This is a genomic window from Stenotrophomonas sp. PFBMAA-4 (assembly GCF_030053215.1).
Lineage (GTDB): Bacteria > Pseudomonadota > Gammaproteobacteria > Xanthomonadales > Xanthomonadaceae > Stenotrophomonas.
This window is the reverse complement of record NZ_JASGBW010000042.1, coordinates 1-22,476: the sequence shown is the minus strand read 5'-3', so window position 1 is coordinate 22,476 and position 22,476 is coordinate 1. Positions and strand designations below refer to the sequence as shown.

The window sequence follows — 22,476 nt, the reverse complement described above, 5'->3', positions numbered from 1 at the left end:
TTGTGCAGCATCGCCCGGCAACCCCGCGTTCAGGCCGGTTCTCGCCCCGTGCACGAGCATCGCGCGACAGTGCAGGCATGGCAGTCAACGACGATCTGGTGGTGCTTCGCCCCGAAGGGCTTTACTGCGCCGCGGGCGATTTCCACATCGACCCGTGGCGGCCGGTGCCGCGCGCGGTCATCACCCACGGCCATGGCGACCACGCGCGGCCCGGCATGGGCGAGTACCACTGCAGCCCGGGCAGTGCGCCGATCCTGCGCTGGCGGCTGGGCGACGTGCCGCTGCAGGTGCACGCCGAAGGCCAACCGTTCACCCTGGGCCGGGTGCAGGTGTCGCTGCATCCGGCCGGCCACGTGCTGGGTTCCTCGCAGGTGCGCATCGACGATGGCCGCCAGGTCTGGGTCGCCTCGGGCGACTACAAGCGCCAGCCCGACCCCACCTGTGCGCCGTTCGAGGTGGTGCCGTGCGATACGTTCATCACCGAAGCGACCTTCGCCCTGCCGATCTACCGCTGGCCCGATACCACCGAGGTAGCCGCCGAGATCGTGGCGTGGCGCCGCGAATGCGGGCAACGCGGGGAAGCCGCCGTGCTGCTGTGCTATTCGCTGGGCAAGGCGCAGCGGGTGCTGGGCGAACTGCTCGCGCTGGATGACACGCCCGCCTGGCTGCACGGTGCGGTTGCCAACGGCGTGGCGGTGTACCGCGAGGCGGGCATCCCCATGCTGGAAACACTGACGGTGGCCGAACAGGGCCGCCAGCCGGATGCCGCCGGCAAACTGATCATCGCCCCGCCGTCGGCCGCCGGCACGCCCTGGCTGCGCCGCTTCGGCCGGCACCAGCTCGGTTTCGCCTCGGGCTGGATGCAGCTGCGCGGCAACCGCCGTCGGCGCAACGTCGATCGCGGTTTCGTGGTGTCCGACCACGCCGACTGGCCCGCCCTGCTGCAGACCATCGAACAGACCGGCGCGACCCGGGTGATCGCCACCCATGGCAACACCGATGCACTGATTCCCTTCCTGCGCGAACGCGGCGTGGCCGCCGAGGCCTTCCGTACCGATTTCGGGAGCGAGGAATGAAGGCCTTCGCCGCGCTCTACCAGCGGCTGGACCGCAGCACGGCCACGCTGGACAAGCGTGCGGCGCTGGTCGACTACTTCGCCCACGCCAACGCGCACGATGCGGCCTGGGCGCTGTACCTGCTCAGTGGCGGCAAGGTCGGTGGCGCACGCAGGAAGATCGCTGCCAGTGGCGAACTGCGCGCGTGGGTGAGCGGGGAATCGGGGCTGCCGCCATGGCTGGTCGAGGACAGCTACACGCAGGTGGGCGACCTCGCCGAAACGCTGACCCTGCTGCTGGATGATCCCGCGCAGCGCGCGCCCGACCGCCCGCTGGCCGACTGGATCGAACAGCATCTGCTGGCCGTGGCCAACCAGCCCGAGGACGTGCGTCGCGCCGCCGTGGTGGCCGGCTGGCGGCAGCTGCCCGCCCGCGAGCGGCTGGTGTTCAACAAGCTGCTGACCGGCGCGCTGCGCGTGGGCGTATCGCAGCGGCTAGTACAGCAGGCCCTGGCCGAATGGTCGGGGCTGGACATCGCCCGCATCGCCCAGCGCATGCTCGGCGAGTGGGTGCCCTCGCCCGGCCTGCTGGCGCAGCTGCTGTCGCCGGAGGAGTTGCCGCTGGACCGCCAGCAGCCCTATCCGTTCTTCCTGGCGTCACCGCTGGAAGGCGAACCGGGCGAACGCCTGGGCGCGATCGAGGACTGGCTGCTGGAATGGAAGTGGGATGGCATCCGCCTGCAGCTGCTGCGCCGCCAGGGCGAAGTGGCGCTGTGGTCGCGCGGCGAGGAGCGGCTGGATGGGCGCTTCCCCGAGATCGAACAGGCTGCAGCGGCGCTCCCCGATGGCTGCGTGATCGATGGCGAATTGCTGGCGTGGGATGAGGCCGACGATGCGCCGCGCGCATTCACCGCGCTGCAGACGCGCATCCAGCGCCGCAAGCCCGGTGCGGCAACGCTGCGCAACACGCCGGTGCGCGTGCTCGCCTACGACCTGCTGGAACGCGATGGCCAGGATCTGCGCGAACAGCCGCTGCGGCAGCGGCGCGCACAGCTGGCCGAACTGGTTGGCGCGCTCGGCGATACGCGCATCCAGCTGTCGCCCGACGTGCGCGCCGACGACTGGACGCACGCCGCGCAGCTGCGCGAAGGCGCGCGCGAGCGCGGCGTGGAAGGACTGATGCTCAAGCGCCGTGATTCGATCTACCAGGCCGGGCGCCGCCGCGGCGACTGGTGGAAGTGGAAGGTCGAACCGCTGACCATCGATGCCGTGCTGCTGTACGCGCAGGCCGGCCACGGGCGGCGCAGCACGCTGTATACCGATTACACCTTCGGCGTCTGGGACGGCGACACCCTGGTGCCGGTGGCCAAGGCTTATTCCGGGCTGGACGACAAGGAGATCCTGGCGCTGGACCGCTGGATCCGTGCCAATACCCGCGAACGCTTCGGGCCGGTGCGCAGCGTGCGCGGCGAGCAGGTGTTCGAGCTGGGCTTCGAGGCGGTCAACCGCAGCACGCGGCACAAGTCCGGCATTGCCGTGCGCTTCCCGCGCATCCTGCGCTGGCGCCACGACAAGCCGGCCAGCGAAGCGGACCAGCTGGCGACCCTGCAGGCACTGGCGCGATGAAGCGTGGCGACGCGCTGCAGCGGCTGCAGGCCTGGTTCGAACACCGTGGCTGGAAACCGCTGCCGTTCCAGCGCGCGATGTGGCGCCATTACCTGGCGGGCAGCTCAGGCCTGCTGCACACCCCCACCGGCAGCGGCAAGACCCTGGCGATGTTCGGTGGCCCGCTGCTGCAGGCCATGATCGATCCGCCGCCTGCGCCGCCGCGGGCAAACGCCGTGCGCCCGCTGCAGGTGCTGTGGGTGACGCCGCTGCGGGCGCTGGCCAGCGACACCGCCCGCGCCCTGCAGGCGCCCATCGAGGGCCTCGGGCTGGGCTGGAAGGTCGGCCTGCGCAGTGGCGATGCCAGCAGCCGCGACCGCCGCCTCGCCCGCGAAGGCCGCATCGACGTGCTGGTCACCACGCCCGAATCGCTGGCCCTGCTGCTGAGCTACCCCGACACACTGGAACGCATGCGCCAGCTGCGCTGCGTGGTGGTGGACGAGTGGCACGAACTGATGGGCAACAAGCGCGGCGTGCTGCTGCAGTTGAACCTCGCGCTGCTGCGCGAGACTGCGCCGGCACTGCAGCTGTGGGGCCTGTCGGCAACGCTGGGCAACCTGCAGCAGGCACGCGATGTGCTGCTGCCGGGGATGCCCGACGCGGTGCAGGTGGAAGGTGCACGGCAGCGACCGGTGGCGATCAGCAGCCTGCTGCCTTCCAGCGGCGAACGCTTCCCGTGGGCCGGGCACCTCGGCCTGGGCCAGTTGTCGCGCGTGCTCGATGCGCTGATGGGCGCGCGCAGCAGCCTGCTGTTCACCAACACGCGCGCGCAGGCCGAGCTGTGGCACCAGGCGCTTGCCGCAGTCTGGCCGGAAGATGCGCAGACGCTGGCCCTGCACCACGGCTCGCTCGATCCCACCCTTCGCCAGCAGGTGGAAGACGGCCTGCGTGCCGGCACGCTGCGCTGCGTGGTGGCCACGTCCAGCCTGGACCTGGGCGTGGATTTCCCCGAAGTGGACCAGGTGCTGCAGCTGGGCAGCCCCAAGGGCGTGGCCCGCCTGCGCCAGCGCGCAGGACGCGCACGGCATCGGCCCGGCGCGAGCGGCAGCGTGCTGTGCGTGCCCACCCACGCGCTGGAGCTGGCCGAGTACGCAGCCGTGCGCCGGGCGCTGCGCGAGGGCATCACCGAACCGCGCACGCCGCCCAGGCTGTCGCTGGATGTCCTGGCCCAGCATGCGGTCAGCCGCGCACTGGCGGGTGGCTTCCAGGCCGATGCCCTGCTCGCGCAGGTGCGCCGCACGGATGCCTTCGCCGCGCTGCAGGACGCGCAGTGGCAGGCCGTGCTCGAGTTCATCGTGCAGGGCGGGCGCGCCCTCGCGCAGTACCCCGAGTACCGCAAGGTGGTGCTGGACGACGATGGCCGGTACCGCATGCATGATCGCCGCCAGGCGCTGCGCCACCGCCTGTCGATCGGCACCATCAGCAGCGATGGCAGCGTGCGCGTGCAGTTCCTGCGTGGCGGCGGCCTTGGCGCGGTGGAAGAGCAGTTCGCCAGCCGCCTGCGCCGCGGTGACCGCTTCCAGTTTGCCGGCCGCCTGCTGGAGCTGGTTCAACTGCGCGACATGACCGCGTACGTGCGCCTGGCGCGTGGCAGCGGCAGTGGCGTGGTGCCGCGCTGGCAGGGCGGCCAGCTGCCGCTGTCGATGGCGCTGGGCCGCGAACTTGAAGCGGTGCTGTCCGGTGCCGATGCCAGTGCCGAGGCGCGCTGGCTGGCGCCGCTGCTTGGCCTGCAGGCATCGCTCTCGGAACGACCCGCACCGTCGCGGCTGCTGCTGGAAGATGTGCGCCGTCGCGAAGGCCAGTTCCTGTTCGTCTATCCCTTCGCCGGCCGCCACGTGCACGAGGCGCTGGCAGCATTGCTGTCGCTGCGCTGCACGCGCCAGCAACGCAACAGCATCGGCTATGCGGTCAACGACCATGGCTTGGTGCTGGCACCGGCGGAAACCATCGACCTCGATGCAGCGGCATGGCAGGCGCTGTTCGATCCGGCCGGTCTGCTCGACGATCTGCGCGCAGCAGTGAACCTGGGCGAGCTGGCACGACGTCAGTTCCGCGGCATCGCGCGCGTGGCCGGCCTGCTGGTGCCGAGCCTGCCCGGCGGCGTGCCGCGTTCACTGCGCCAGCTGCAGGCCTCGGCGGGCCTGCTCTACGATGTGCTGCGCGAACATGATCCCGGCCACCTGCTGCTGGCCCAGGCCGAACAGGAAGTCCTCACCGATGCACTCGACCTGCCCGGCCTGCAGCAGGCGTTGCAGCGCATCGCTACGCAGGCAGTGTCACTGCAGCGGCCGCCCACGCTGACACCGCTGGGTTTCCCATTGTGGGCCGAGCGCCTGCGCGGACAGTTCAGCAACGAGGACTGGCGCACGCGCGTGCAGCGCGCGGCACAGCAGCTGGAGCGCCGCCATGGCCACTGAACTGCCGGTGCAGCTGGGCGGTGAGCCGATGTGCCTGCTCGGCCCGCGCGCGTTGTGGTGGCCGGCACGACAGGCGTTGCTGATCGCCGACCTGCACCTGGGCAAGGCCGACGTGTTCCGACGCGCCGGCATCGCCCTGCCCAGCGGTGGCACCGAAGACGACCTGCAGCGCCTGCAGGCGCTGGTACAGCAGCAGGCGTGCCGCGAACTGTGGATCCTCGGCGACATCCTGCACGGGCCGGCGCACCGCGCGGCATGGCACCGGCAATGGCTGGGCTGGCGCGAGCAGCACGCCGCGCTGGACGTACACGTGGTGCGCGGCAACCATGACCGCCAACTGCCGCACGCGGCACTGCAGGTGCAGATCCACGATGACCTGCGGCTGGGACCGTTCCTGCTCTGTCACGAGCCGCGGCAGGATGCGCAGGCCCATGTGATTGCCGGCCACGTGCATCCACAGGTGGCCCTGCCCGCACTGCGGCGGCGCTTTCCTGCCTTCTGGCTGCGGCAGGCACAGACGGTGCTGCCGGCGTTCTCGGCATTCACCGCCGGCGTGGTGCCAGCGCGGCAACGCGGCGAACAGTGGATCGCCTGCGTGGAAGACCAACTGGTCCCGCTGCCCGTGCGTTGAGGACGGGCGGGTGCAACGGCGCTCCGGTCAGGCCGGTCGCGCGAGCAGTTCCGGCATCACCCGGAAATCAGCGCTGCGCTCGGTGCTGCGGCGTGGCAAGGCCTGGATGGCGACCAGCATTTCCCGCGCGCAGGTACGGATGCGCGCGTGGTGCGCCGGTGCCGAATGGCTGATCAGGCTGCCCACATGGAACTCGAACACATCTTCCAGGACGTCGGGCTGGTCCTCGTGCAGCATCTGCAGCAGGCCCCTCAGCTTGCAGATTTCCGATTCCAGCTCATCGACCGCGAACAACATGGCATCCTCCTCGAATACTGCGGCGCATCCGGGCCGCAACAGGCCGCGACGGCGGTGCCGCCCGGCCACGCGCGATGTTCGATCACGGAAAGGAAAACGGGCGACGCGCCAATGGCGTGCTCCCCTCTTCTCGCATATCCAGGGTGATATGTTCGTTAATTGCCGTGACGGCGCGGTTCACGCACGCAGCGGAATCGCGCCCACCGGCGGGCTCGCCGGCGCCTGTGAAAGCGCCTCGATGAAGGCCGGATCCAGCGCCATCGCACCGAACCAGCCGTGCTGGGTGCCGCTGAGCACGCGCAGCATGTGGGCACGGCCACCGGGCATGCGACCCATCGGCCCGAGCAGCACATCGCGCGCCTTGGCCCATACATCGCGCTCGGACTGGAACAACGGCGTCAGCCAGCGGCTCCAGCGCTGGTAGACCGCCACGTGCGCACGGCGCTGCGCCTGGTAGGCCTGCAGCGCGAACGCACCGCCACCGTGCGTGCGCAGCGCATCGCGCAGGGCCAGCGCATCCAGCAGCGCCATGTTCACGCCCTGCCCCAGCTGCGGGCTCATGGCATGGGCGGCATCGCCGGCCAGCACCAGCCGGTCCTGGTGCCAGCGCTTCATCACCGCATCGCGGTAGACCGCACGTGCCAGCTGGCCCGGCTCCTGCAGGTGGGCGAAGCGCGCACTGGCCTGCGGCCACAGCGCATGCAGTTCCTCCAGCCATGGGGCCATGCCATCGGCCTGCCAGCGCTCGAAGTCGGCACGCGGCAGGCTCCAGAAGAAACTCAGGCGCGGCGTGCCGTCACCCGGGCGGGTGCCAACCGGCAGCAGGCCGATCATCTTGCGCGCGGCCACGTAGCGCTGGCGAAGCTCGTTCGCATGCGGCCAGTCTTCCGCGGGCAGCAGGCACCACAGCGCGCCCCACGGGTAGACCCGGTCCAGGCCGATACCTTCCTCGACGCCGCCGCGCAGCGTGGACGCAGCACCATCGGCGGCCACCACCAGGTCGAATGGCCCGTGCTGGCGCCCCTCGCTGTCACGCAGCCGCCCCTGCACGGCATCCACCGAAACAATGGTGGTGCCGACATGCAGCTGGCCTTCGCCGGCGCGGGCCTGGTCCAGCAGCGAGAACAGCGCCCCGCGCTGCATGCCCAGGCCATGCAGGCGCGCATCCAGCCCGGCATAGCCCATGTCCATCACCGCGCGCTCGCACGGCGTATCGCCATACAGCCGACGCACCGGTGCCGCATGCGCGCGCACCTCGTCCAGCAGGCCCATCTGCCACAGCACCTGCAGGCCGCTGGGTTGCAGCAGGAAGCCGGCACCCACCGGCCCCGGCGTCGGCACCCGTTCGAAGATCTCCACCTCGTGGCCATCGCGGGTGAGCAGGATGGCCAATGCCTGGCCGGCGGTGCCGTAGCCGATCACGGCGATGCGCAGTCGTTCCGTCATGCCCGCATTGTGCCCGCCAGCCGATGCCGTGCGCAAAAAAAAACCCCGCCGTAGCGGGGTTTTCAACGCACTGTCGAGTGGATCACTCGGCCGGCGTGATGTTCGAAGCCTGCGCACCCTTCGGGCCCTGGGTCACGTCATAGGTGACACGCTGGCCTTCCTGCAGGCTGCGGAAGCCCTTGGAGTTGATGGCGGAGAAGTGCGCGAACACGTCGGCGCTGCCATCCTCCGGCGAGATGAAGCCAAATCCCTTGGCGTCGTTGAACCACTTGACGGTACCGTTCGGCATGTTAATGCGAGACCTTTGCAATGAATGGGTGGTGTACGCTGAACCCGCGTACCGGCTGAGTATGCAAAGCTTGCCCGAGGATGACAATCACCCCCGCGCCAATTCGCCGACCAGTTCCGGAAGTCCGTTGCTGGCGGCCTGCACGTTGGCCAGCACTTCGGCCATGGTGATCTCCTCGCCGTCGCCACAGCCTGCGGCCCAGTTCGCCACGATCGCCAGGCAGGCGTAATCCAGCCCCAGCTCCCGTGCCAGCGCGGCTTCCGGCATGCCGGTCATGCCCACCAGGTCGCAGCCGTCGCGGCGCATGCGGGTGATTTCGGCGATGGTTTCCAGCCGCGGGCCCTGGGTGGCGCCATAGCAGCCGCCGTCGTGCACCTTCACGCCGGTCACCTTCGCCGCCGCCAGGATCTTGCTGCGCAGCATCGGCGTGTAGGGGTGGCCGAAGTCCACATGCACCACGTCGGTGCCCTCTTCCTCGCAGAGGGTGCTGATCCGGCCCCAGGTGTAGTCGATGATCTGGTCCGGGCAGGCCAGCACGCGCGGGCCGAAATCGTCACCGATGCCGCCGACCGTGTTCAGCGCCAGCACCCGCTGCGCACCGATCTGCTGCAGCGCGGCCAGGTTGGCGCGGTAATTGATCTTGTGCGGCGGCAGCGAATGGCCCTCGCCATGGCGCGCCAGGAAGGCCACGCGGTTGCCCAGCAGCGTGCCCACGCGCACCGGGCCGGACGGACGGCCGAAACGGGTTTCGACCTCGTGCGTCTGCACGTCGTCGAGCTTGGCCAGGTTGTAGACACCGGTGCCGCCAATCACGGCCAGGGCGATCTGTTGCATGCAATGCACTCCAGGAAAAGACAAACGCCGGCACCCGAAGATGCCGGCGCGGGACAGGACAGGACAAGGACAGGCCGCGAACGGCCAGTCCTTATTCCTTCATCGCGTAGATGGCCGGCACGCAGCGCAGGGTTTCGTTGACGTCCATGCCGAAGCCGAAGACATAACGGTCCGGCAGTTCGATGCCCGCGTAGTCAGCGGTGACGTCCGGCAGGCCACGGTCGTGCTTCTTCACCGTCATCGCGGCGATGCGCACGTCGGTGGCGCCCTGTTCCAGGCACCAGGTGCGCACGCCCTGCAGGGTGTAGCCCTCGTCGAGGATGTCATCGACCAGCAGCACGCGGCGGCCGAACAGCGCGGTGGCCGGCTTGTGCTTCCAGACCAGGTCGCCGCCGGTGGTTTCACCGCGGTAACGGGTGGCATGCAGGTAATCGAACTGCACGTCCTGGCCGCGCGCGCCCAGTTCCAGCGCCAGCTGGCCGGCGAACGGCAGCGCACCGTGCATGATGGACAGGAACAGCGGGACCTCGCCCTCGTAGTCGCGTGCGATCGCGTCGGCGATGCTGGCGATGGCCTTGTCGATGGTGGGACGGTCGACCAGCAGGTCGGCCTGGGCCAGGGCCTGGGAAATGGTGAGGTTCGGCATCAGACGGTTCTTCCAAGGGTGTGGAGCAAACGGGATTGGGTGTCGCCATGGCGGGCATCGGCCAGCAGGCCATCCCAGCCAAGCGCGCCGCGGCCCAGCAGGCCCAGCAGCGCGGCGGTATTGAGTGAACGCCCCTGCACGGCCTGCAGGGCTTCGTCGACCAGTTCGGGGTGGCAGACCAGCACCACATCGCAGCCGGCATCCAGGTGCGCGTGCACGCGCGCCGGCACGCCACCGGCGCTGTGCGAAGCGGCCATGCCGATGTCGTCGGAGAACACCACGCCACGGAAGCCGAGCTCGCCGCGCAGGATGTCCTGGATCCAGCGCGGCGAATAGCCGGCCGGTTCCGCTGCCACCTGCGGGTAGATCACGTGCGCCATCATCACCGCGTCGGCACCAGCGGCAATGCCGGCACTGAACGGGACCAGGTCCTGCGCGCGCAGCTCATCCAGCCCGCGCGGGTCGATGGCGGTATCCACGTGGGTATCTTCCAGCACGGTGCCGTGGCCGGGGAAATGCTTGAGGGTGGCGCCCATGCCGGCCGCGTGCATGCCACGCACGTAGGCCGCGGTGAACGCGGCCACCACCTGCGGGTCTTCGCTGAAGGCGCGGTTGCCGATGGCACGGTTGCCACGACCGAGGTCGACCACCGGGGCGAAACTGAGGTCCAGGCCGCTTGCGCGCACTTCGCTGGCCATCAGCCAGCCGTGCTGTTCGGCCAGGGCCAGCGCCTGCTGCGGGTCGCTGGCGTACTGCGCGCCGATGTCCTGCAGCGGCGGCAGGTCGCTGTAACCCTCGCGGAAGCGCTGTACGCGGCCGCCTTCCTGGTCCACGCAGATCAGCTGCGGGCGCGGGGCGGCCGCGCGGATGGCCGCGCTCAGATCGGTCACCTGCTGGCGCGAGGCGAAGTTGCGCTTGAACAGCACGACCCCGGCCACGGCATCGTGCTGCAGCCACTCGCGTTCCTGGGCGGTCAGTTCAGTGCCGGCAACGCCGATCAGCAGCATGGTCGATCTCCACTACGGGCGCCCGCATGGCGCAGTGCCGCATTGTCGCAGAACCAGCCGGCAGGCGCAGTGTTCAGGGCAAACGGAGGTTGGGGTCAGAGCCCCTTTGGGGATCTGACCCCAGGGGGCTTAGACCTTGCAGCCGTCCGGGCCGCAGGCTTCCTCACCGGCCGCGGCGGCGGGCGCATCCTGCTCGGCGGCGATCTGGCGCAGCGCGTTGGCGAACGCTTCGGGCGGCTGTGCACCGGAAATGGCCCAGCGGCCGTCGATGACGAAGGTCGGCACCGAGGAGATGCCCAGTGCGTGCGCCTGGGCCAGCTTGGCCTCGACCTCGGCCAGGCCACGGTCGGAGGCCAGCATCTGGGCAATTTCGGCGCCGTCGAGGCCGCCGGCCACGCCGGCCTTCACCAGCACGGCGGTGTCGGCCAGGTTCTGGCCATGTTCGAAGTGCGCGCGGAACAGGGCCTCGCCCACCGCGTCCTGTACCCCATGTTCGCCGGCCAGCCACAGCACCCGGTGCGCCGGCAGCGTGGTCACCCGCACCTGGCCCTGGCTGAAGTCCATTGGCAGGCCTTCGGCGCGTGCGGTGGTCTGCGTCTGGCCCAGGATCTGCTCGGTGCGCTCGGCACCGCCGAACTTGGCGGCGTAGGCCTCGCGCAGCGGCACCGGGGTGTCCCCGGCATCCGGATCCAGCTGGAACGGCTGCCACTGGATGTCGAGTTCAGGTGCATCGGCGCCCAGCAACTGCACACCCTGCTCGAATCGATGCTTGCCGATCCAGCACCAGGGGCAGACCACGTCGGAGTAGATATCGATCTTCATGCAGGTGACATGGGGACCGCTGCGGACGAAAAAAGGGGCTTCACCACTGTGAATAGGGGTGACTGGCCAAGGCGACGTTGTAGTAGCGGGTGTCGTCGGTCACTTCGGCACCGGCCCAGTCCGGCAGGTCGATGGCCTGGTCGGCGCTGTCCAGCTCGACTTCGGCCACCACCAGCCCGGCGTTGTCGCCGAGGAACTCGTCCACTTCCCAGGTCAGGCCGGCGTGCTCGACCAGGTGCCGGCGCTTGTCGACCAGCCCACCCACGCACAGCGCCAGCAGCGCCCGCGCATCCTCCACCGGAATCGGATAATCGAACTCCTGGCGGGTGTGGCCGATCGTGCGCGACTTCAGGTTCAGCGCGGCGTGGTCGCCTTCGATGCGCACCCGCACCGAGGCGTTCTGGGTGCCGCGGTCAAGCGAGCCCATGTCGTTGATGTAACCCTGCGCCATCGGGATCACCCGGTGCGCGGCGGCACGCCACCCGTCGTGGGTGACGAGGAATTTGCGTTCGATTTCGATGCCCATGCGGCCATTATGCGCGATGCCTGTGACCAGGCCGGTACCCGGCGCGGTGCGGCCACCTACAATGGCACTCCCTCCTGCATGGATGCCGGTCGATGCGCCGTCTGTTGCTGCTGTTGTGCTGCCCACCCGCGCTGGCCGTGGCCGCCCCCGTGCCCGACCTGCAACAGGTGCAGGCCGCGCTGGCGTCGGAGATGGAAGCCGGACTGCAGGGCAGGAGCACGGGCAGCCAGATCGCCGCCGCGATGTTCGCACCGCGCTTGAACGCGCTGCCCTGGTGCGTACCGGCCGGGGACGGCGCCGTCGACTGCAGCGTGGGCTACGAGCGTGGCATGGACCAGCGCCATCGGATGATGCGGCTGGCGCCGCAGGGCGATGGCTGGCGGCTGCAATCAACGCGCCTGCAGGCACCGCAGCCGCCGCTGGCAGAACTGGCCCCGCAGCTGCAGGCCCGCATCGAGGAAGCGATCGCGACCGGTGCCGATGCCTCGGAACGCGAAGCGCTGCGCGCCGATTTCGATGGCATGCGCCTGACCGGCGTGGACGGCTGCGACCTGGCCCAGGCCAGCGGCCAGCTGCAGTGCGACCTGCTGCTGGCCTTCGACAGTGGCCATGATGGGCAGATGACGCTGGGCCTGCAGCGGATCGGCGACCAGTGGCGCCTGGACCCGCTGCCGGCCGGGTGACTCAGCGCTTCTCGAACACCGCGATGCTTTCCACATGCGCGGTGTGCGGGAACATGTCCATGGCGCCGGCGCTGACCAGGGTGAACCCCTGTTCGTTGACCAGATAGCCGGCATCGCGGGCCAGCGAGCCCGGGTGGCAGCTGACGTAGACGATGCGCTTGAACTGCTTCAGCGGCAGCTGCTGCAGCACTTCGATGGCGCCCGAACGCGGCGGGTCCAGCAGCAGCTTGTCGAAGCCCTGGCGCATCCACGCGGTGCTGCGCTGGTCCTGGGTCAGGTCGGCGCTGAAGAACTGGGCGTTGGCCAGGCCGTTGCGCTCCGCGTTTTCGCGGGCACGCGCGACCAGGCCGGCATCGCCTTCCACGCCCACCACTTCGCGCACCCGGCGGGCCAGCGGCAGGGTGAAGTTGCCCAGGCCGCAGAACAGGTCCAGTACGCGCTCGTCCTCGCCCGGCTCCAGCAGGTCCAGGGCATGGGCGATCATCTTCTCGTTGAGCTTGGCGTTGACCTGGATGAAGTCCAGCGGGCGGAACGCCAGCTCGACATCCCACGGCGCCAGCCGGAACGACAGCGGCACGCCCTGCCCGTCCAGCGGCTGCACGGTGTCCACGCCGCCGGACTGCAGGTAGATCACGAAACCATGCTGCTGGCCGAAGGCGGCCCAGGCCTCACGGTCGGCCTCGCTGAGCGGCTGCAGGTGGCGCACGGTCAGGACCACGGCCTGGTCGCCAGCGATGAACTCGATCTGCGGGATGTCGCGCTTGCCATCCAGCGATTCGATGAAGGTCGACAGCGCCTCGACCTTGGTGCCGATTTCCGGGATCACGGTCAGGCACTGGCTGAGATCGGCCACGAAGCGCGGATCCTGCTCGCGGAACCCGACCAGGGTCTTGTCCTTCTTTTCCACGCGGCGCACCGAGAACCGGCCCTTGCGGCGGTAGCCCCAGCTTTCGCCGACCAGCGGCGGCAGCACGGCGCCCGGCTTCACGTGGCCGATGCGCTCGAGGTTGTCCATCAGCACGCGCTGCTTGGCGACGATCTGCTGGCCTTCGTCCAGATGCTGCAGCACGCAGCCGGCGCAGGTGCCGAAATGCGGGCACTTGGGGGTCACCCGCTGCGGCGAGGGCTGCAGCACCTCGACGGTGCGCGCCTCGTCGAAATGACGGCTGCGGGCGGTCTGTTCAGCCATCACCACTTCGCCCGGCAGGGCGCCACTGACGAAGGTGACCTTGCCGCCCTCGCCTTCACGGCGGGCGACGCCACGACCATCATGGCTGAGGTCGAGGATCTCGGTCTGGAACGGAGTACGGTCGATGCGGGAGCGGGATCGGGCCACGTGGCAACAGGCTGCGGGCAAAAATGGGTGCGTATTGTCGCAGATCCGGGACGCGGGGGCCCGATGGCCGCTTGCGCCCGCCGCTCCCGTGATTGATGATGGACGCAGCTGACATGGAGGCAGCCCTGATGCAGATGACCCCGCGGGCCAGTCGGCCACGCTTCCTGCTTGTCGAGGATGACATCATCAGCCGCGGTTTTTTCAAGGCGGCGTTGGAAACGTTACCAGCGGATGTGGACACCGCTGACTCACTTGCAAGTGCATTGGCACGCGCCGAACCCGGTGCGCATGACCTGTGGCTGATCGACGTCAACCTGCCCGACGGCAATGGCGCGCAGCTGCTGCATGAACTGCGCCGCTCGCATCCGGACACGCCTGCCCTGGCCCATACCGCCGATGGCGATGTGAGCATCCACGCGCGCCTGCGCGAGGCCGGCTTCAGCGACACCCTGGTCAAGCCGCTGGGCCGCGACCAGCTGCTGAAGGCGGTGCGTCGCGCACTGGTCAACAGCCCCGCAGGCACGACCCCGCCGCCGGCAGCGATCGAGCTGGTGGTGGAGGACTGGGACGAGACGGCGGCCCTGGCGGCGCTCAATGGCCAGCGCAATCACCTGATCGCCCTGCGCGAGCTGTTCCTGGCGGAACTGCCGGGGGTGCGCGATGCGGTGGAGCAGGCGGTGGACCAGCACGACGCGTCGAGCCTGCGCAACCAGTTGCATCGGCTGCAGGCCAGCTGTGGGTTTGTGGGTGCGGCGCGGTTGGCGCGTGCGGTGCGGCAGCTGCATCATGCGCCGGAGTCGGGGCCGGCGCAGGCCGGGTTCCGGGCAGCGGTGGCAGCCCTGCTGCACTGAGGGTGTTCGGCAGGGCTGCGCCCTGCACCTGCTCAATGCAACGGCAACGGCCAAGGCCAGAGCAACAGCGGGCATTCCGTGGGATGGCGGGGCACTGTGGGTTTGCGGGGACGCCGTGAACCCATCCATGGGGGCTTGGTCGCCGCATCCATGCGGCTCACACCCCGCAAACCCACAGTGCCCCGCCTTCGACAGTTGGCCGGTGGCCAGTAGATCCACGCCATGCGTGGATGACTCTCAATCGGAATCGAATATTTCGAATTGAAATCGAAACGCATCCACGCATGGCGTGGATCTACCGTGCCGACCAACGGTCGGCACCCACCAACAGCAGCGGGAATCGACACCCACCAGAGCAGAACGCCGTTCCGACAGACCGCGGAGAACTGTCGAAGGCGGGGTGGGTCCGGTTGAGGGGGCGTGAGCCGCATGGATGCGGCGACCGAGCTTACATGGACGTACTTGCAGCGTCCCCCTCAACCGGACCCACCCCGCCATCCCACGGAATGCAGGCCTTTGACGTTGACGTTGATTCTGCAGGTGCAGGGCTGCAAGCCCTGCCGAACCCCCTCCCCCTTACCTCCGGGGAGTGAGCTGCTCGAGCAGTTCCCAGGATTTGAGGCCCTTGGCCCCCAGGTGATGGGACAGCACCCGCCGCATCGGCAGCCGCAGGCTGGCCAGGTCTGCCGCATCCGGCTCGTCGTCCGCCGCCAGCGCCAGCAGCGCCGAACCCGTCGCCGCCGCCTGGCGTTCACCGCCGCGCTCGCTCAGCAACCGTTGCGGCCCCTCCTGCGGGTCCAGCGCGTAACGTGCCGCCGGGTCCACCGGCTGGCCGTCACTGGCCGTGTCCAGTTCGAACCCCAGCCCCAGCGCCGCCAGCAGCTCACGCTCGAAACGGCGCAGCGTCCACGCCAGCCCCGCCCCTACCGCCAGGCGCGCACGCGCCTCGCCATAGGCCAGGTACAGCTCCGGCAGCGGGTCCTGGCGGGGAGCCAGGCGCAGGGTCAGTTCACTCAGGTAGAAACCGGCCAGCATTGCCTGGCCGACCAGGCGCGGGGCCGCGTCCAGCGCCTCGGCGCCGCGCAGCTGGGCCAGTTCACCACGCTGCAGGGCGCTGAAACGTATCCACTGCAGCGGCTGCAGGGCCGCACGCAGCACCTGGCCCTTGGCCGTGGACACGCCGCGCGCCAGCACGCCGATGCGGCCGTGCTGCGCGCTCAGTACCTCCACCAGCAGGCTGGTCTCACGGTAGGCCCGTGCATGCAGCACGAACCCGGTGTCGTCCTCGATCAGCATCGAAGCGACCGCCGCGGCTTATTCGTAGCCGAAGGCCTTCAGTGCGGCCTCGTCATCGGACCAGCCTTCACGCACGCGCACCCAGGTTTCCAGGAACACCTTGGCCCCGAACAGACGTTCCATCTGCAGGCGGGATTTGGCGCCGATCTCCTTCAGGCGGGCGCCGCCCTTGCCGATCACGATGGCCTTCTGGCCTTCGCGCTCGACCCAGATGACCGCGCCGATGCGCAGCAGGTTGCCGTCTTCGGTGAAACGCTCGATCTCCACCGTGGTGGCGTACGGCAGCTCTTCGCCAAGCTGGCGCATCAGCTGTTCACGCACCAGCTCGCCGGCCAGGAAGCGCTGGCTGCGGTCGGTGATCTCGTCTTCGCCGAACATCGGCGGCGCTTCCGGCAGCAGGGCCAGCACGTCGCGGACCAGGGCTTCCAGGCCGTTGCGCTTCTGCGCGGAAATCGGGTGCACGGCCGAGAAATCGCGGCCTTCGGTCACCTGCTGCAGGAACGGCAGCAGCGCGCCCTTGTCCTTCATGCGGTCGATCTTGTTGACCACCAGCACCACCGGGATGCCGGCATCGCGCAGCACGTTGAAGGCCAGGCTGTCTTCTTCGTCCCAGCGACCGGCTTCGATCACCAGCAGGCCGGCGTCGACGCCTTCCAGCGAGCCGCGCGCGGCACGGTTCATCACCCGGTTCATCGCCCGCTTCTGCACCTTGTGCAGGCCGGGGGTGTCGACCAGCACCAGCTGGCCTTCCGGATAGGTGGCGATACCCAGCAGGCGATGGCGCGTGGTCTGCGGGCGGTTGGAGACGATGCTGACCTTGGCGCCGACCAGGGCATTGGTCAGGGTCGACTTGCCCACGTTCGGGCGGCCGATGACGGCCACGCTGCCGCAATGATGGGGAGTTTGTTCGCTCACTTGGAATCCAGTTGTTCTAGGACGGCAGCAGCCGCTTGTTGTTCGGCAAGCCGGCGCGAGGGGCCTTCGCCCTCGGTGCTGGCGGCAGGGTCCGCGACGTTGCAGCGTACCCGGAAGTGCTTGGCGTGGTCGTCACCGGATTCTGACACCAGTTCGTACTGCGGCAACGCCTTCTGTCGGGCCTGCAGCCATTCCTGCAGGCGGGTCTTGGGGTCTTTCTCAGGCCGGCCGGTGGCCGGCAGGGCCTCCATCGAGGCGGCAAACCAGGGCAGCACGACGGCCCGGCAGGCCTCGAAGCCGACATCCAGGTAGATCGCGGCCACGACCGCCTCCAGGGCGTCGGCCAGGATCGAGTCACGGCGGTGGCCGCCGGACTTCAGTTCACCCGGGCCCAGGGTCAGGCGTTCGCCCAGCTCGAGGGTGCGGGCGATCACCGCCAGGGCGCCTTCACGCACCAGCTCGGCTCGGGCGCGGGTCATGGCCCCCTCGTCGGCCTTGGGCCAGCGCTGGTACAGCGCCTCGGCGACCATCATGTTGACGATGCTGTCGCCGAGGAATTCCAGGCGCTCGTTATGCGGCGCACCGGCACTGCGATGGGTCAGCGCCTGCTTGAGCAGGGCTGGATCGCTGAAAACGTGACCGATCAGGTCACCACGTTGGATGAATTTACTGGGCACCGCTACGAACGAGGTCCTGGGATGATTCGAATTTGCCAACCACATCGAGGTTGCCCACCAGCGGCTGGCGCACTTCGTAGTTGACGTTGAGGGTCCAGCCGTTGTCACGACGGTTGAACTTGACGTTGGCCGGCTTCACGTTTTCCGAGTAGTTGATGTACAGGCGCCTGAAGAACAGATCCTGGATCTGCGCCGGGGCCATGGAGCCCACTTCCGGTTCCTTGGCCAGACTCTTCATCGCCGAGCGCACGGCGTAGTACTCCTGGTACATCGGGAACAGCTTCATGCCGATGTAGAGGAAGAAACCCACCACGATCAGGACCACCAGGAAGGAGGTCAGGGTCATGCCGCGCTGCGTGTTCATCGTCTTCATTGCGTTCTCCCCAGATACGCGTGGATGTGAAGTCAGTTGATGCCCGAGCCGATGCGCGACGGCTGGAAGCCATCCTTGCAGAACCAGCCCTGGCAGTTCAGCCAGATCAGGAACGCGCGGCCGCGCAGGTTTTCTTCCGGCAGCAGGCCCCAGAAACGGCCGTCATCGCTGTTGTCGCGATTGTCGCCCATCACCAGGTACTTGCCCGCCGGCACGGTCCACTGTCCCTGGCCGCGAGGATAATCGGTCTCCAGCACGGTGTGGGTGCGGCCCGGCAGGTGCTCGACCAGCAGGTTGGCGCCCTCGCCCTGGCCCTTGTCGCCGGCGTAGATGCCCTTGTTGTCGTACTTCAGCGGCTCGCCATTGAGGATGACGCCGTCGCCTTCGAAGACCACGGTGTCACCCGGCACGCCGATGACGCGCTTGATGAAGTTCTCGCCCTTGGCCGGATCGTTGTCGCCGTGGCCGGGGAAGTGGAACACCACCACGTCACCCCGCGACGGCTCGCCCAGCGGGACGAACTTGGTGTTGGAGATCGGCAGGCGCAGGCCGTAGGAGAACTTGTTGACCAGGATGAAATCGCCGATCAGCAGGTTCGGCATCATCGAGCTGGACGGGATCTTGTACGGCTCGGCGATGAAGCTGCGCACGATCAGCACGACCACCAGCACCGGGAAGAACGCCCGCGAGTAGTCCACCAGCACCGGCTCGGTATCGAGCAGGCCCGCGCGCTGCGCCCGGCGCTTGGCCAGGTACAGCTTGTCGGCCAGCAGGATCAGGCCCGAGGCCAGGGTCAGTACGACCAGGAGGATCTCAAACAGTTTCATTCAGGGTCCTTTGCAACGTCACCGGACGAACGGCCCCGAAGGGCCGCTGCGGGCTTACTTGTTGTCCATCTGCAGCACGGCCAGGAAGGCTTCCTGCGGGATTTCCACGCGGCCGACCTGCTTCATGCGCTTCTTGCCTTCCTTCTGCTTTTCCAGAAGCTTCTTCTTGCGCGAAACGTCGCCACCATAGCACTTGGCCAGCACGTTCTTGCGCATGGCCTTGACCGTGGTGCGGGCGATGATCTGCGAGCCGACGGCGGCCTGGATGGCCACGTCGAACTGCTGGCGCGGGATCAGGTCCTTCATCTTCTCGCACAGCTCGCGGCCGCGGCGGTCGGCATGGCTGCGGTGCACGATCAGCGACAGCGCATCGACCTTGTCACCATTGATCAGCACGTCCACGCGCACGAACGGGCCGGCATCGAAGCGCACGAAGTGGTAGTCCAGCGAGGCGTAGCCACGGCTGACCGACTTCAGCTTGTCGAAGAAGTCCAGCACCACTTCGGCCATCGGCAGCTCGTAGCTGATCTGCACCTGGCTGCCCAGGTAGTTGATGCCGAGCTGGCTGCCGCGCTTTTCTTCGCACAGCTTGATGATGTTGCCGATGTACTCCTCGGGAGTGAGCACGTTGGCGCGGATGATCGGCTCGCGGATCTCTTCGACGTGGTTGACCGGCGGCAGCTTGGCCGGGTTGTCCATGTTGACGATGGTGCCGTCGGTCTTCAGGACTTCATAGATCACCGTCGGCGCGGTGCTGATCAGGTCCAGGTTGTATTCGCGCTCCAGGCGCTCCTGCACGATTTCCATGTGCAGCATGCCGAGGAAGCCGCAGCGGAAGCCGAAGCCCATCGCTTCGGAGCTTTCCGGCTCGAAGCGCAGCGCGGCGTCGTTCAGGCGCAGCTTGTCCAGTGCCTCGCGCAGGTCCGGGTAGTCCTCGGCGTCGACCGGGAACAGGCCGGCAAACACGCGCGGCTGCATCTCCTGGAAGCCCGGCAACGGCTTGGCAGCCGGATCGGCGGCCAGGGTCAGCGTATCGCCGACCGGCGCACCGTGGACGTCCTTGATGCTGGCGGTGACCCAGCCCACTTCACCGGCACGCAGCGCCGGCAGCACCTTGCGCTTGGGCGTGAACACGCCGACGTTGTCGACCTGGTGGGTGCGGCCGGTGGACATCACCTGCAGCTTGTCGCCGGCCTTGATCTGGCCCTGCATGACACGCACCAGCGACACCACGCCGAGGTAGTTGTCGAACCAGGAGTCGATGATCAGCGCCTGCAGCTTGTCGGTATCGCGCGGCACCGGGGCCGGGATGCGATGGACGATGGCTTCCAGCACGTCCTGCACGTTCAGGCCGGTCTTGGCGCTGACCGGCACGGCGTCGGCGGCGTCGATGCCGATGACGGCCTCGATCTCGGCCTTGGCGCGCTCGATGTCGGCGGTGGGCAGGTCGATCTTGTTGATCACCGGCACCACTTCCAGGCCCTGCTCGACGGCGGTGTAGCAGTTGGCCACCGACTGCGCTTCCACGCCCTGGGCGGCATCGACCACCAGCAGTGCGCCTTCGCAGGCGGCCAGCGAGCGGCTGACTTCATAGGAGAAGTCGACGTGGCCGGGGGTGTCGATGAAGTTCAGGTGGTAGGTCTGGCCGTCCTTCGCTACATACGGCAGCGAGACCGACTGGGCCTTGATGGTGATGCCACGCTCGCGCTCGATCGGGTTCGAATCGAGCACCTGCGCTTCCATCTCGCGGGCCTGCAGGCCGCCGCAAAGCTGGATGATGCGGTCGGCAAGCGTGGACTTGCCGTGGTCGACGTGGGCAATGATGGAGAAGTTGCGGATGTTCCGCATCGAATCAGAAGACATAGGTGGCGGCGGCGCGCGGCGTCGTCAGGGTAACGGTCGATTATCGCATGCCCGGGCCTCTGCCGCGAAAGCAGCCTGATCGGACCGGGCCCGGAATGGCCAAAGCCCCGCCGGGGCGGGGCTTCGGGGGAGTACCAGGGCCGCCCGGGGACAGCCGTGAAGGCCTTACTGGCCGGCCTTGACCGCCACGAAGGCGCTGTTGCCGCTGCTGGCACGGACCAGCAGCAGGACCACGTCGCCCTTCTTGTAGCCGGACAGCGCGCGGTTCAGCGCATCGACACTGCCGACCGGGGTATTGCCGACGCGCAGGACGACCATGCCCGGGGCCAGGCCGGCGTCGCGGGCGCCTTCGCCCTTGACCCCGGTGATGCGCACGCCCTCGCCCGATTCCAGGCCCAGCTGCTTGCGCTGCACCGCGTTCAGCTCGGTCACGTCCAGGCCCAGCAGGGCGTTGGCGCCGGTCTGCGGTGCGGCGTCGGCATTGGCTGCGGACGGGCCGCGGGCATTGTCCTGGCCGTCATCGGTCAGGGCGGTCAGGGTGGCGCTGAGCTCACGCGGCTTGCCATCGCGGTATACGACCAGGGTGACCTTGCTGCCCGGGGCCATGGCGCCGATCAGCGGCGGCAGGTCGGACCAGGTGTTGACCGTGCTGCCATTGACCGAGCGGATGACATCGCCCAGCTGCACGCCCGCCTTGGCCGCGGCACTGCCGGGGACGATCTGGTTGACCAGCGCGCCACGGCTGTCCGGCAGGCCCAGGCCCTGCGCCTTCAGCGAATCGATCGGCTCGACCACCGCGCCCAGCTGGCCACGGGTGACCTTGCCGCTCTTCTTGATCTGCTCGACCGCGCTCATCGCCAGGTCGATCGGGATCGCGAAGCTGATGCCCATGTAGCCGCCGGAGGCGGAGAAGATCTGCGAATTGATGCCGACGACTTCGCCGCGGGTGTTCAGCAGCGGGCCACCGGAGTTGCCCTGGTTGATCGCCACGTCGGTCTGGATGAAGGGCACATAGCGCTGGTCCGGGCCGCCGGTGCTGCGGCCGACGGCACTGACCACGCCGGCGGTGACCGAATGGTCGAGGCCGAACGGCGAGCCGATCGCGACAACCCACTGGCCGGGCTTGAGGGTGTTCGAATCGCCCACGCGCACGGTCGGCAGGTTTTTGCCGTCGATCTTCAGCAGGGCCACGTCGTACTGCTGGTCGCTGCCGACCACCTTGGCGGTGAACTCGCGGCTGTCGCCCAGCTTCACCTTCACTTCGCTGGCGTCGGCCACCACGTGGTAGTTGGTCAGCACGTAGCCGTCGGGCGAGATGATGAAGCCCGAGCCCATGCCACGCCCCTTGATGCTGGGACCGCCATCCTGGCCACCCGGCCCCTGCCCCGGCATCGGGAAATCAGGGCCGAAGAAGCGGCGGAAGAACTCAGGCATGTCGTCGTCGCCCATCGGGCCGCGCGAGGCCTGGCGGTTGTTGCGGACGATGGTGACATCGACGTTGACCACGCCGGGGCCGACCTGTTCGACCAGGTTGGTGAAATCAGGCAGGCCGCTGACCAGCGGCTGCGCCGGGGCGCGCGGTGCGGCTGCGGCGGCCGGGGCCGCCTGCGGTGCGGTCGGCGCGGCGGGCTGGGCACAGGCCACCAGCGGCAGGGTCAGGGCGAGCAGGCCCATGGCCTGCGTGCGGAGTCGGTGAGTCATCGGACGGCAACCTCCGGATCGGATGGAGAGGGGGAAGGAGGGCCCCGCCAGTGGCGGGGCATGGGCCCGCACGCGTCAGTCGCGCGGGCGCTGCGGCGCTGGCAGTTCTTCCTGCAGGCGCGGTTCGAACGGGTAGAACGCGGCGCCACCGGACGAGGTCGGGAAGCTGGCGTTGAGCGCGCCGCCGGCGGCCGGGGCCAGGCTGGACTTCGGCCAGGGCCGGGCCTGCAGGCTGCCGACATCACCGAAGGGCAGGTGGCGGGTGCTGCTGGCCGGGACGCTGGGGCTCAGCGCCGGCTGCGCGGCGGCCACCGCACGCT

At 68.7% G+C, this 22,476-nt stretch carries 22 protein-coding genes and 1 pseudogene; 6 read left to right on the top strand and 17 right to left on the bottom strand.

The features are described 5' to 3' along the window. Window positions 1–77: 77 nt before the first annotated feature. Genes QMZ26_RS19555 through pdeM form a run of 4 tightly spaced genes read left to right on the top strand, consistent with a single transcriptional unit; the run spans window position 78 to window position 5,767 of the window. Window positions 78–1,076 (top strand): ligase-associated DNA damage response exonuclease, encoded by a 999-nt coding sequence (locus QMZ26_RS19555; RefSeq protein ID WP_283222421.1) that lies wholly within the window; start codon window positions 78–80, stop codon window positions 1,074–1,076. Continuing rightward, complete coding sequence (locus QMZ26_RS19550) at window positions 1,073–2,680, top strand: ATP-dependent DNA ligase (RefSeq protein ID WP_283222420.1); 1,608 nt, start codon at window positions 1,073–1,075, stop codon at window positions 2,678–2,680. Before QMZ26_RS19555 ends, QMZ26_RS19550 begins: the two co-directional genes overlap by 4 nt. After that, window positions 2,677–5,136 (top strand): ligase-associated DNA damage response DEXH box helicase, encoded by a 2,460-nt coding sequence (locus QMZ26_RS19545; protein ID WP_283222419.1) that lies wholly within the window; start codon window positions 2,677–2,679, stop codon window positions 5,134–5,136. Before QMZ26_RS19550 ends, QMZ26_RS19545 begins: the two co-directional genes overlap by 4 nt. Then, complete coding sequence (pdeM, locus tag QMZ26_RS19540) at window positions 5,126–5,767, top strand: ligase-associated DNA damage response endonuclease PdeM (protein WP_108747152.1); 642 nt, start codon at window positions 5,126–5,128, stop codon at window positions 5,765–5,767. Before QMZ26_RS19545 ends, pdeM begins: the two co-directional genes overlap by 11 nt. A gap of 27 nt (window positions 5,768–5,794) precedes the next feature. Here pdeM and QMZ26_RS19535 read toward each other — a convergent pair whose 3' ends face one another. From QMZ26_RS19535 to QMZ26_RS19500, 8 genes are all read right to left on the bottom strand, one after another. After that, window positions 5,795–6,064 (bottom strand): hypothetical protein, encoded by a 270-nt coding sequence (locus QMZ26_RS19535; protein ID WP_200733903.1) that lies wholly within the window; start codon window positions 6,062–6,064, stop codon window positions 5,795–5,797. 177 nt (window positions 6,065–6,241) lie between these two features. Beyond that, entirely contained in the window at window positions 6,242–7,510 is a 1,269-nt protein-coding gene (locus tag QMZ26_RS19530; RefSeq protein WP_283222418.1) for an NAD(P)/FAD-dependent oxidoreductase, read from the bottom strand. 82 nt (window positions 7,511–7,592) lie between these two features. Further along, the gene (locus QMZ26_RS19525; protein WP_005410590.1) at window positions 7,593–7,799 is read right to left on the bottom strand and encodes a cold-shock protein; all 207 of its coding nucleotides are present in this window, start codon (window positions 7,797–7,799) and stop codon (window positions 7,593–7,595) included. 87 nt (window positions 7,800–7,886) lie between these two features. Beyond that, window positions 7,887–8,633, bottom strand: coding sequence for an S-methyl-5'-thioinosine phosphorylase (locus QMZ26_RS19520; RefSeq protein WP_283222417.1), 747 nt, complete (start codon window positions 8,631–8,633; stop codon window positions 7,887–7,889). A 91-nt stretch (window positions 8,634–8,724) separates the two neighbouring features. Continuing rightward, a complete protein-coding gene (locus QMZ26_RS19515; protein ID WP_079222740.1) occupies window positions 8,725–9,279 on the bottom strand; it encodes a hypoxanthine-guanine phosphoribosyltransferase in 555 nt (184 codons plus the stop codon). Continuing rightward, complete coding sequence (gene nagZ, locus QMZ26_RS19510; protein ID WP_079222741.1) at window positions 9,279–10,286, bottom strand: beta-N-acetylhexosaminidase; 1,008 nt, start codon at window positions 10,284–10,286, stop codon at window positions 9,279–9,281. The genes QMZ26_RS19515 and nagZ overlap by 1 nt, the downstream gene beginning before the upstream one ends. Before the next feature lie 129 nt (window positions 10,287–10,415). Beyond that, window positions 10,416–11,108, bottom strand: coding sequence for a DsbA family oxidoreductase (locus tag QMZ26_RS19505; protein ID WP_283222416.1), 693 nt, complete (start codon window positions 11,106–11,108; stop codon window positions 10,416–10,418). 40 nt (window positions 11,109–11,148) lie between these two features. Next, on the bottom strand, window positions 11,149–11,634 hold the full coding sequence (locus QMZ26_RS19500; RefSeq protein WP_079222743.1) for a CYTH domain-containing protein: 486 nt from the start codon (window positions 11,632–11,634) through the stop codon (window positions 11,149–11,151). A 92-nt stretch (window positions 11,635–11,726) separates the two neighbouring features. On the opposite strand from QMZ26_RS19500, the gene QMZ26_RS19495 reads away from it, so the two are divergent. Continuing rightward, window positions 11,727–12,317 carry a hypothetical protein gene (locus tag QMZ26_RS19495; protein ID WP_200734551.1) on the top strand — a complete coding sequence of 197 codons (591 nt, stop codon included), beginning with the start codon at window positions 11,727–11,729 and terminating at the stop codon, window positions 12,315–12,317. Between the two features lies 1 nt (window position 12,318). On the opposite strand, the gene rlmD is transcribed toward QMZ26_RS19495, so the two are convergent. Beyond that, window positions 12,319–13,653 carry a 23S rRNA (uracil(1939)-C(5))-methyltransferase RlmD gene (rlmD, locus tag QMZ26_RS19490; RefSeq protein ID WP_200734552.1) on the bottom strand — a complete coding sequence of 445 codons (1,335 nt, stop codon included), beginning with the start codon at window positions 13,651–13,653 and terminating at the stop codon, window positions 12,319–12,321. 128 nt (window positions 13,654–13,781) lie between these two features. On the opposite strand from rlmD, the gene QMZ26_RS19485 reads away from it, so the two are divergent. After that, a complete protein-coding gene (locus QMZ26_RS19485; protein ID WP_200734553.1) occupies window positions 13,782–14,504 on the top strand; it encodes a response regulator in 723 nt (240 codons plus the stop codon). 576 nt (window positions 14,505–15,080) lie between these two features. Here QMZ26_RS19485 and recO read toward each other — a convergent pair. From recO to QMZ26_RS19445, 8 genes and pseudogenes are all read right to left on the bottom strand, one after another. Continuing rightward, window positions 15,081–15,800, bottom strand: coding sequence for a DNA repair protein RecO (gene recO, locus QMZ26_RS19480; RefSeq protein ID WP_200734341.1), 720 nt, complete (start codon window positions 15,798–15,800; stop codon window positions 15,081–15,083). 18 nt (window positions 15,801–15,818) lie between these two features. Then, window positions 15,819–16,715 carry a GTPase Era gene (gene era, locus QMZ26_RS19475; protein ID WP_079222747.1) on the bottom strand — a complete coding sequence of 299 codons (897 nt, stop codon included), beginning with the start codon at window positions 16,713–16,715 and terminating at the stop codon, window positions 15,819–15,821. Next, window positions 16,712–17,392, bottom strand: coding sequence for a ribonuclease III (gene rnc, locus QMZ26_RS19470; RefSeq protein ID WP_079222748.1), 681 nt, complete (start codon window positions 17,390–17,392; stop codon window positions 16,712–16,714). The genes era and rnc overlap by 4 nt, the downstream gene beginning before the upstream one ends. Continuing rightward, window positions 17,382–17,765: a DUF4845 domain-containing protein gene (locus QMZ26_RS19465; protein WP_079222749.1), complete on the bottom strand. Its 384-nt coding sequence runs from the start codon at window positions 17,763–17,765 to the stop codon at window positions 17,382–17,384. Before QMZ26_RS19465 ends, rnc begins: the two co-directional genes overlap by 11 nt. Window positions 17,766–17,797: 32 nt before the next feature. Then, window positions 17,798–18,592, bottom strand: a complete 795-nt coding sequence (gene lepB, locus QMZ26_RS19460) for a signal peptidase I (protein WP_079222750.1) — start codon at window positions 18,590–18,592, stop codon at window positions 17,798–17,800. 54 nt (window positions 18,593–18,646) lie between these two features. Further along, on the bottom strand, window positions 18,647–20,440 hold the full coding sequence (gene lepA / locus QMZ26_RS19455) for a translation elongation factor 4 (RefSeq protein WP_079225334.1): 1,794 nt from the start codon (window positions 20,438–20,440) through the stop codon (window positions 18,647–18,649). Window positions 20,441–20,620: 180 nt separating this feature from the next. Next, complete coding sequence (locus tag QMZ26_RS19450) at window positions 20,621–22,156, bottom strand: DegQ family serine endoprotease (RefSeq protein WP_283222415.1); 1,536 nt, start codon at window positions 22,154–22,156, stop codon at window positions 20,621–20,623. A gap of 75 nt (window positions 22,157–22,231) precedes the next feature. Beyond that, window positions 22,232–22,476, bottom strand: a pseudogene (locus QMZ26_RS19445) (anti-sigma factor); the annotation flags it as partial.

What these genes read in the sequence shown, in the direction of transcription:
- QMZ26_RS19520 (WP_283222417.1), bottom strand. Translation starts at nt 8,633, where the DNA reads ATGCAACAGATCGCCCTGGCCGTGATTGGCGGCACCGGTGTCTACAAC.
- recO (WP_200734341.1), bottom strand. Translation starts at nt 15,800, where the DNA reads ATGCTGATCGAGGACGACACCGGGTTCGTGCTGCATGCACGGGCCTAC.
- nagZ (WP_079222741.1), bottom strand. Translation starts at nt 10,286, where the DNA reads ATGCTGCTGATCGGCGTTGCCGGCACTGAACTGACCGCCCAGGAACGC.
- QMZ26_RS19515 (WP_079222740.1), bottom strand. Translation starts at nt 9,279, where the DNA reads ATGCCGAACCTCACCATTTCCCAGGCCCTGGCCCAGGCCGACCTGCTG.
- QMZ26_RS19505 (WP_283222416.1), bottom strand. Translation starts at nt 11,108, where the DNA reads ATGAAGATCGATATCTACTCCGACGTGGTCTGCCCCTGGTGCTGGATC.
- QMZ26_RS19450 (WP_283222415.1), bottom strand. Translation starts at nt 22,156, where the DNA reads ATGACTCACCGACTCCGCACGCAGGCCATGGGCCTGCTCGCCCTGACC.
- lepA (WP_079225334.1), bottom strand. Translation starts at nt 20,440, where the DNA reads ATGCGGAACATCCGCAACTTCTCCATCATTGCCCACGTCGACCACGGC.
- QMZ26_RS19465 (WP_079222749.1), bottom strand. Translation starts at nt 17,765, where the DNA reads ATGAAGACGATGAACACGCAGCGCGGCATGACCCTGACCTCCTTCCTG.
- QMZ26_RS19525 (WP_005410590.1), bottom strand. Translation starts at nt 7,799, where the DNA reads ATGCCGAACGGTACCGTCAAGTGGTTCAACGACGCCAAGGGATTTGGC.
- QMZ26_RS19530 (WP_283222418.1), bottom strand. Translation starts at nt 7,510, where the DNA reads ATGACGGAACGACTGCGCATCGCCGTGATCGGCTACGGCACCGCCGGC.
- QMZ26_RS19535 (WP_200733903.1), bottom strand. Translation starts at nt 6,064, where the DNA reads ATGTTGTTCGCGGTCGATGAGCTGGAATCGGAAATCTGCAAGCTGAGG.
- QMZ26_RS19485 (WP_200734553.1), top strand. Translation starts at nt 13,782, where the DNA reads ATGCAGATGACCCCGCGGGCCAGTCGGCCACGCTTCCTGCTTGTCGAG.
- pdeM (WP_108747152.1), top strand. Translation starts at nt 5,126, where the DNA reads ATGGCCACTGAACTGCCGGTGCAGCTGGGCGGTGAGCCGATGTGCCTG.
- QMZ26_RS19555 (WP_283222421.1), top strand. Translation starts at nt 78, where the DNA reads ATGGCAGTCAACGACGATCTGGTGGTGCTTCGCCCCGAAGGGCTTTAC.
- QMZ26_RS19495 (WP_200734551.1), top strand. Translation starts at nt 11,727, where the DNA reads ATGCGCCGTCTGTTGCTGCTGTTGTGCTGCCCACCCGCGCTGGCCGTG.
- QMZ26_RS19550 (WP_283222420.1), top strand. Translation starts at nt 1,073, where the DNA reads ATGAAGGCCTTCGCCGCGCTCTACCAGCGGCTGGACCGCAGCACGGCC.
- lepB (WP_079222750.1), bottom strand. Translation starts at nt 18,592, where the DNA reads ATGAAACTGTTTGAGATCCTCCTGGTCGTACTGACCCTGGCCTCGGGC.
- QMZ26_RS19545 (WP_283222419.1), top strand. Translation starts at nt 2,677, where the DNA reads ATGAAGCGTGGCGACGCGCTGCAGCGGCTGCAGGCCTGGTTCGAACAC.
- QMZ26_RS19500 (WP_079222743.1), bottom strand. Translation starts at nt 11,634, where the DNA reads ATGGGCATCGAAATCGAACGCAAATTCCTCGTCACCCACGACGGGTGG.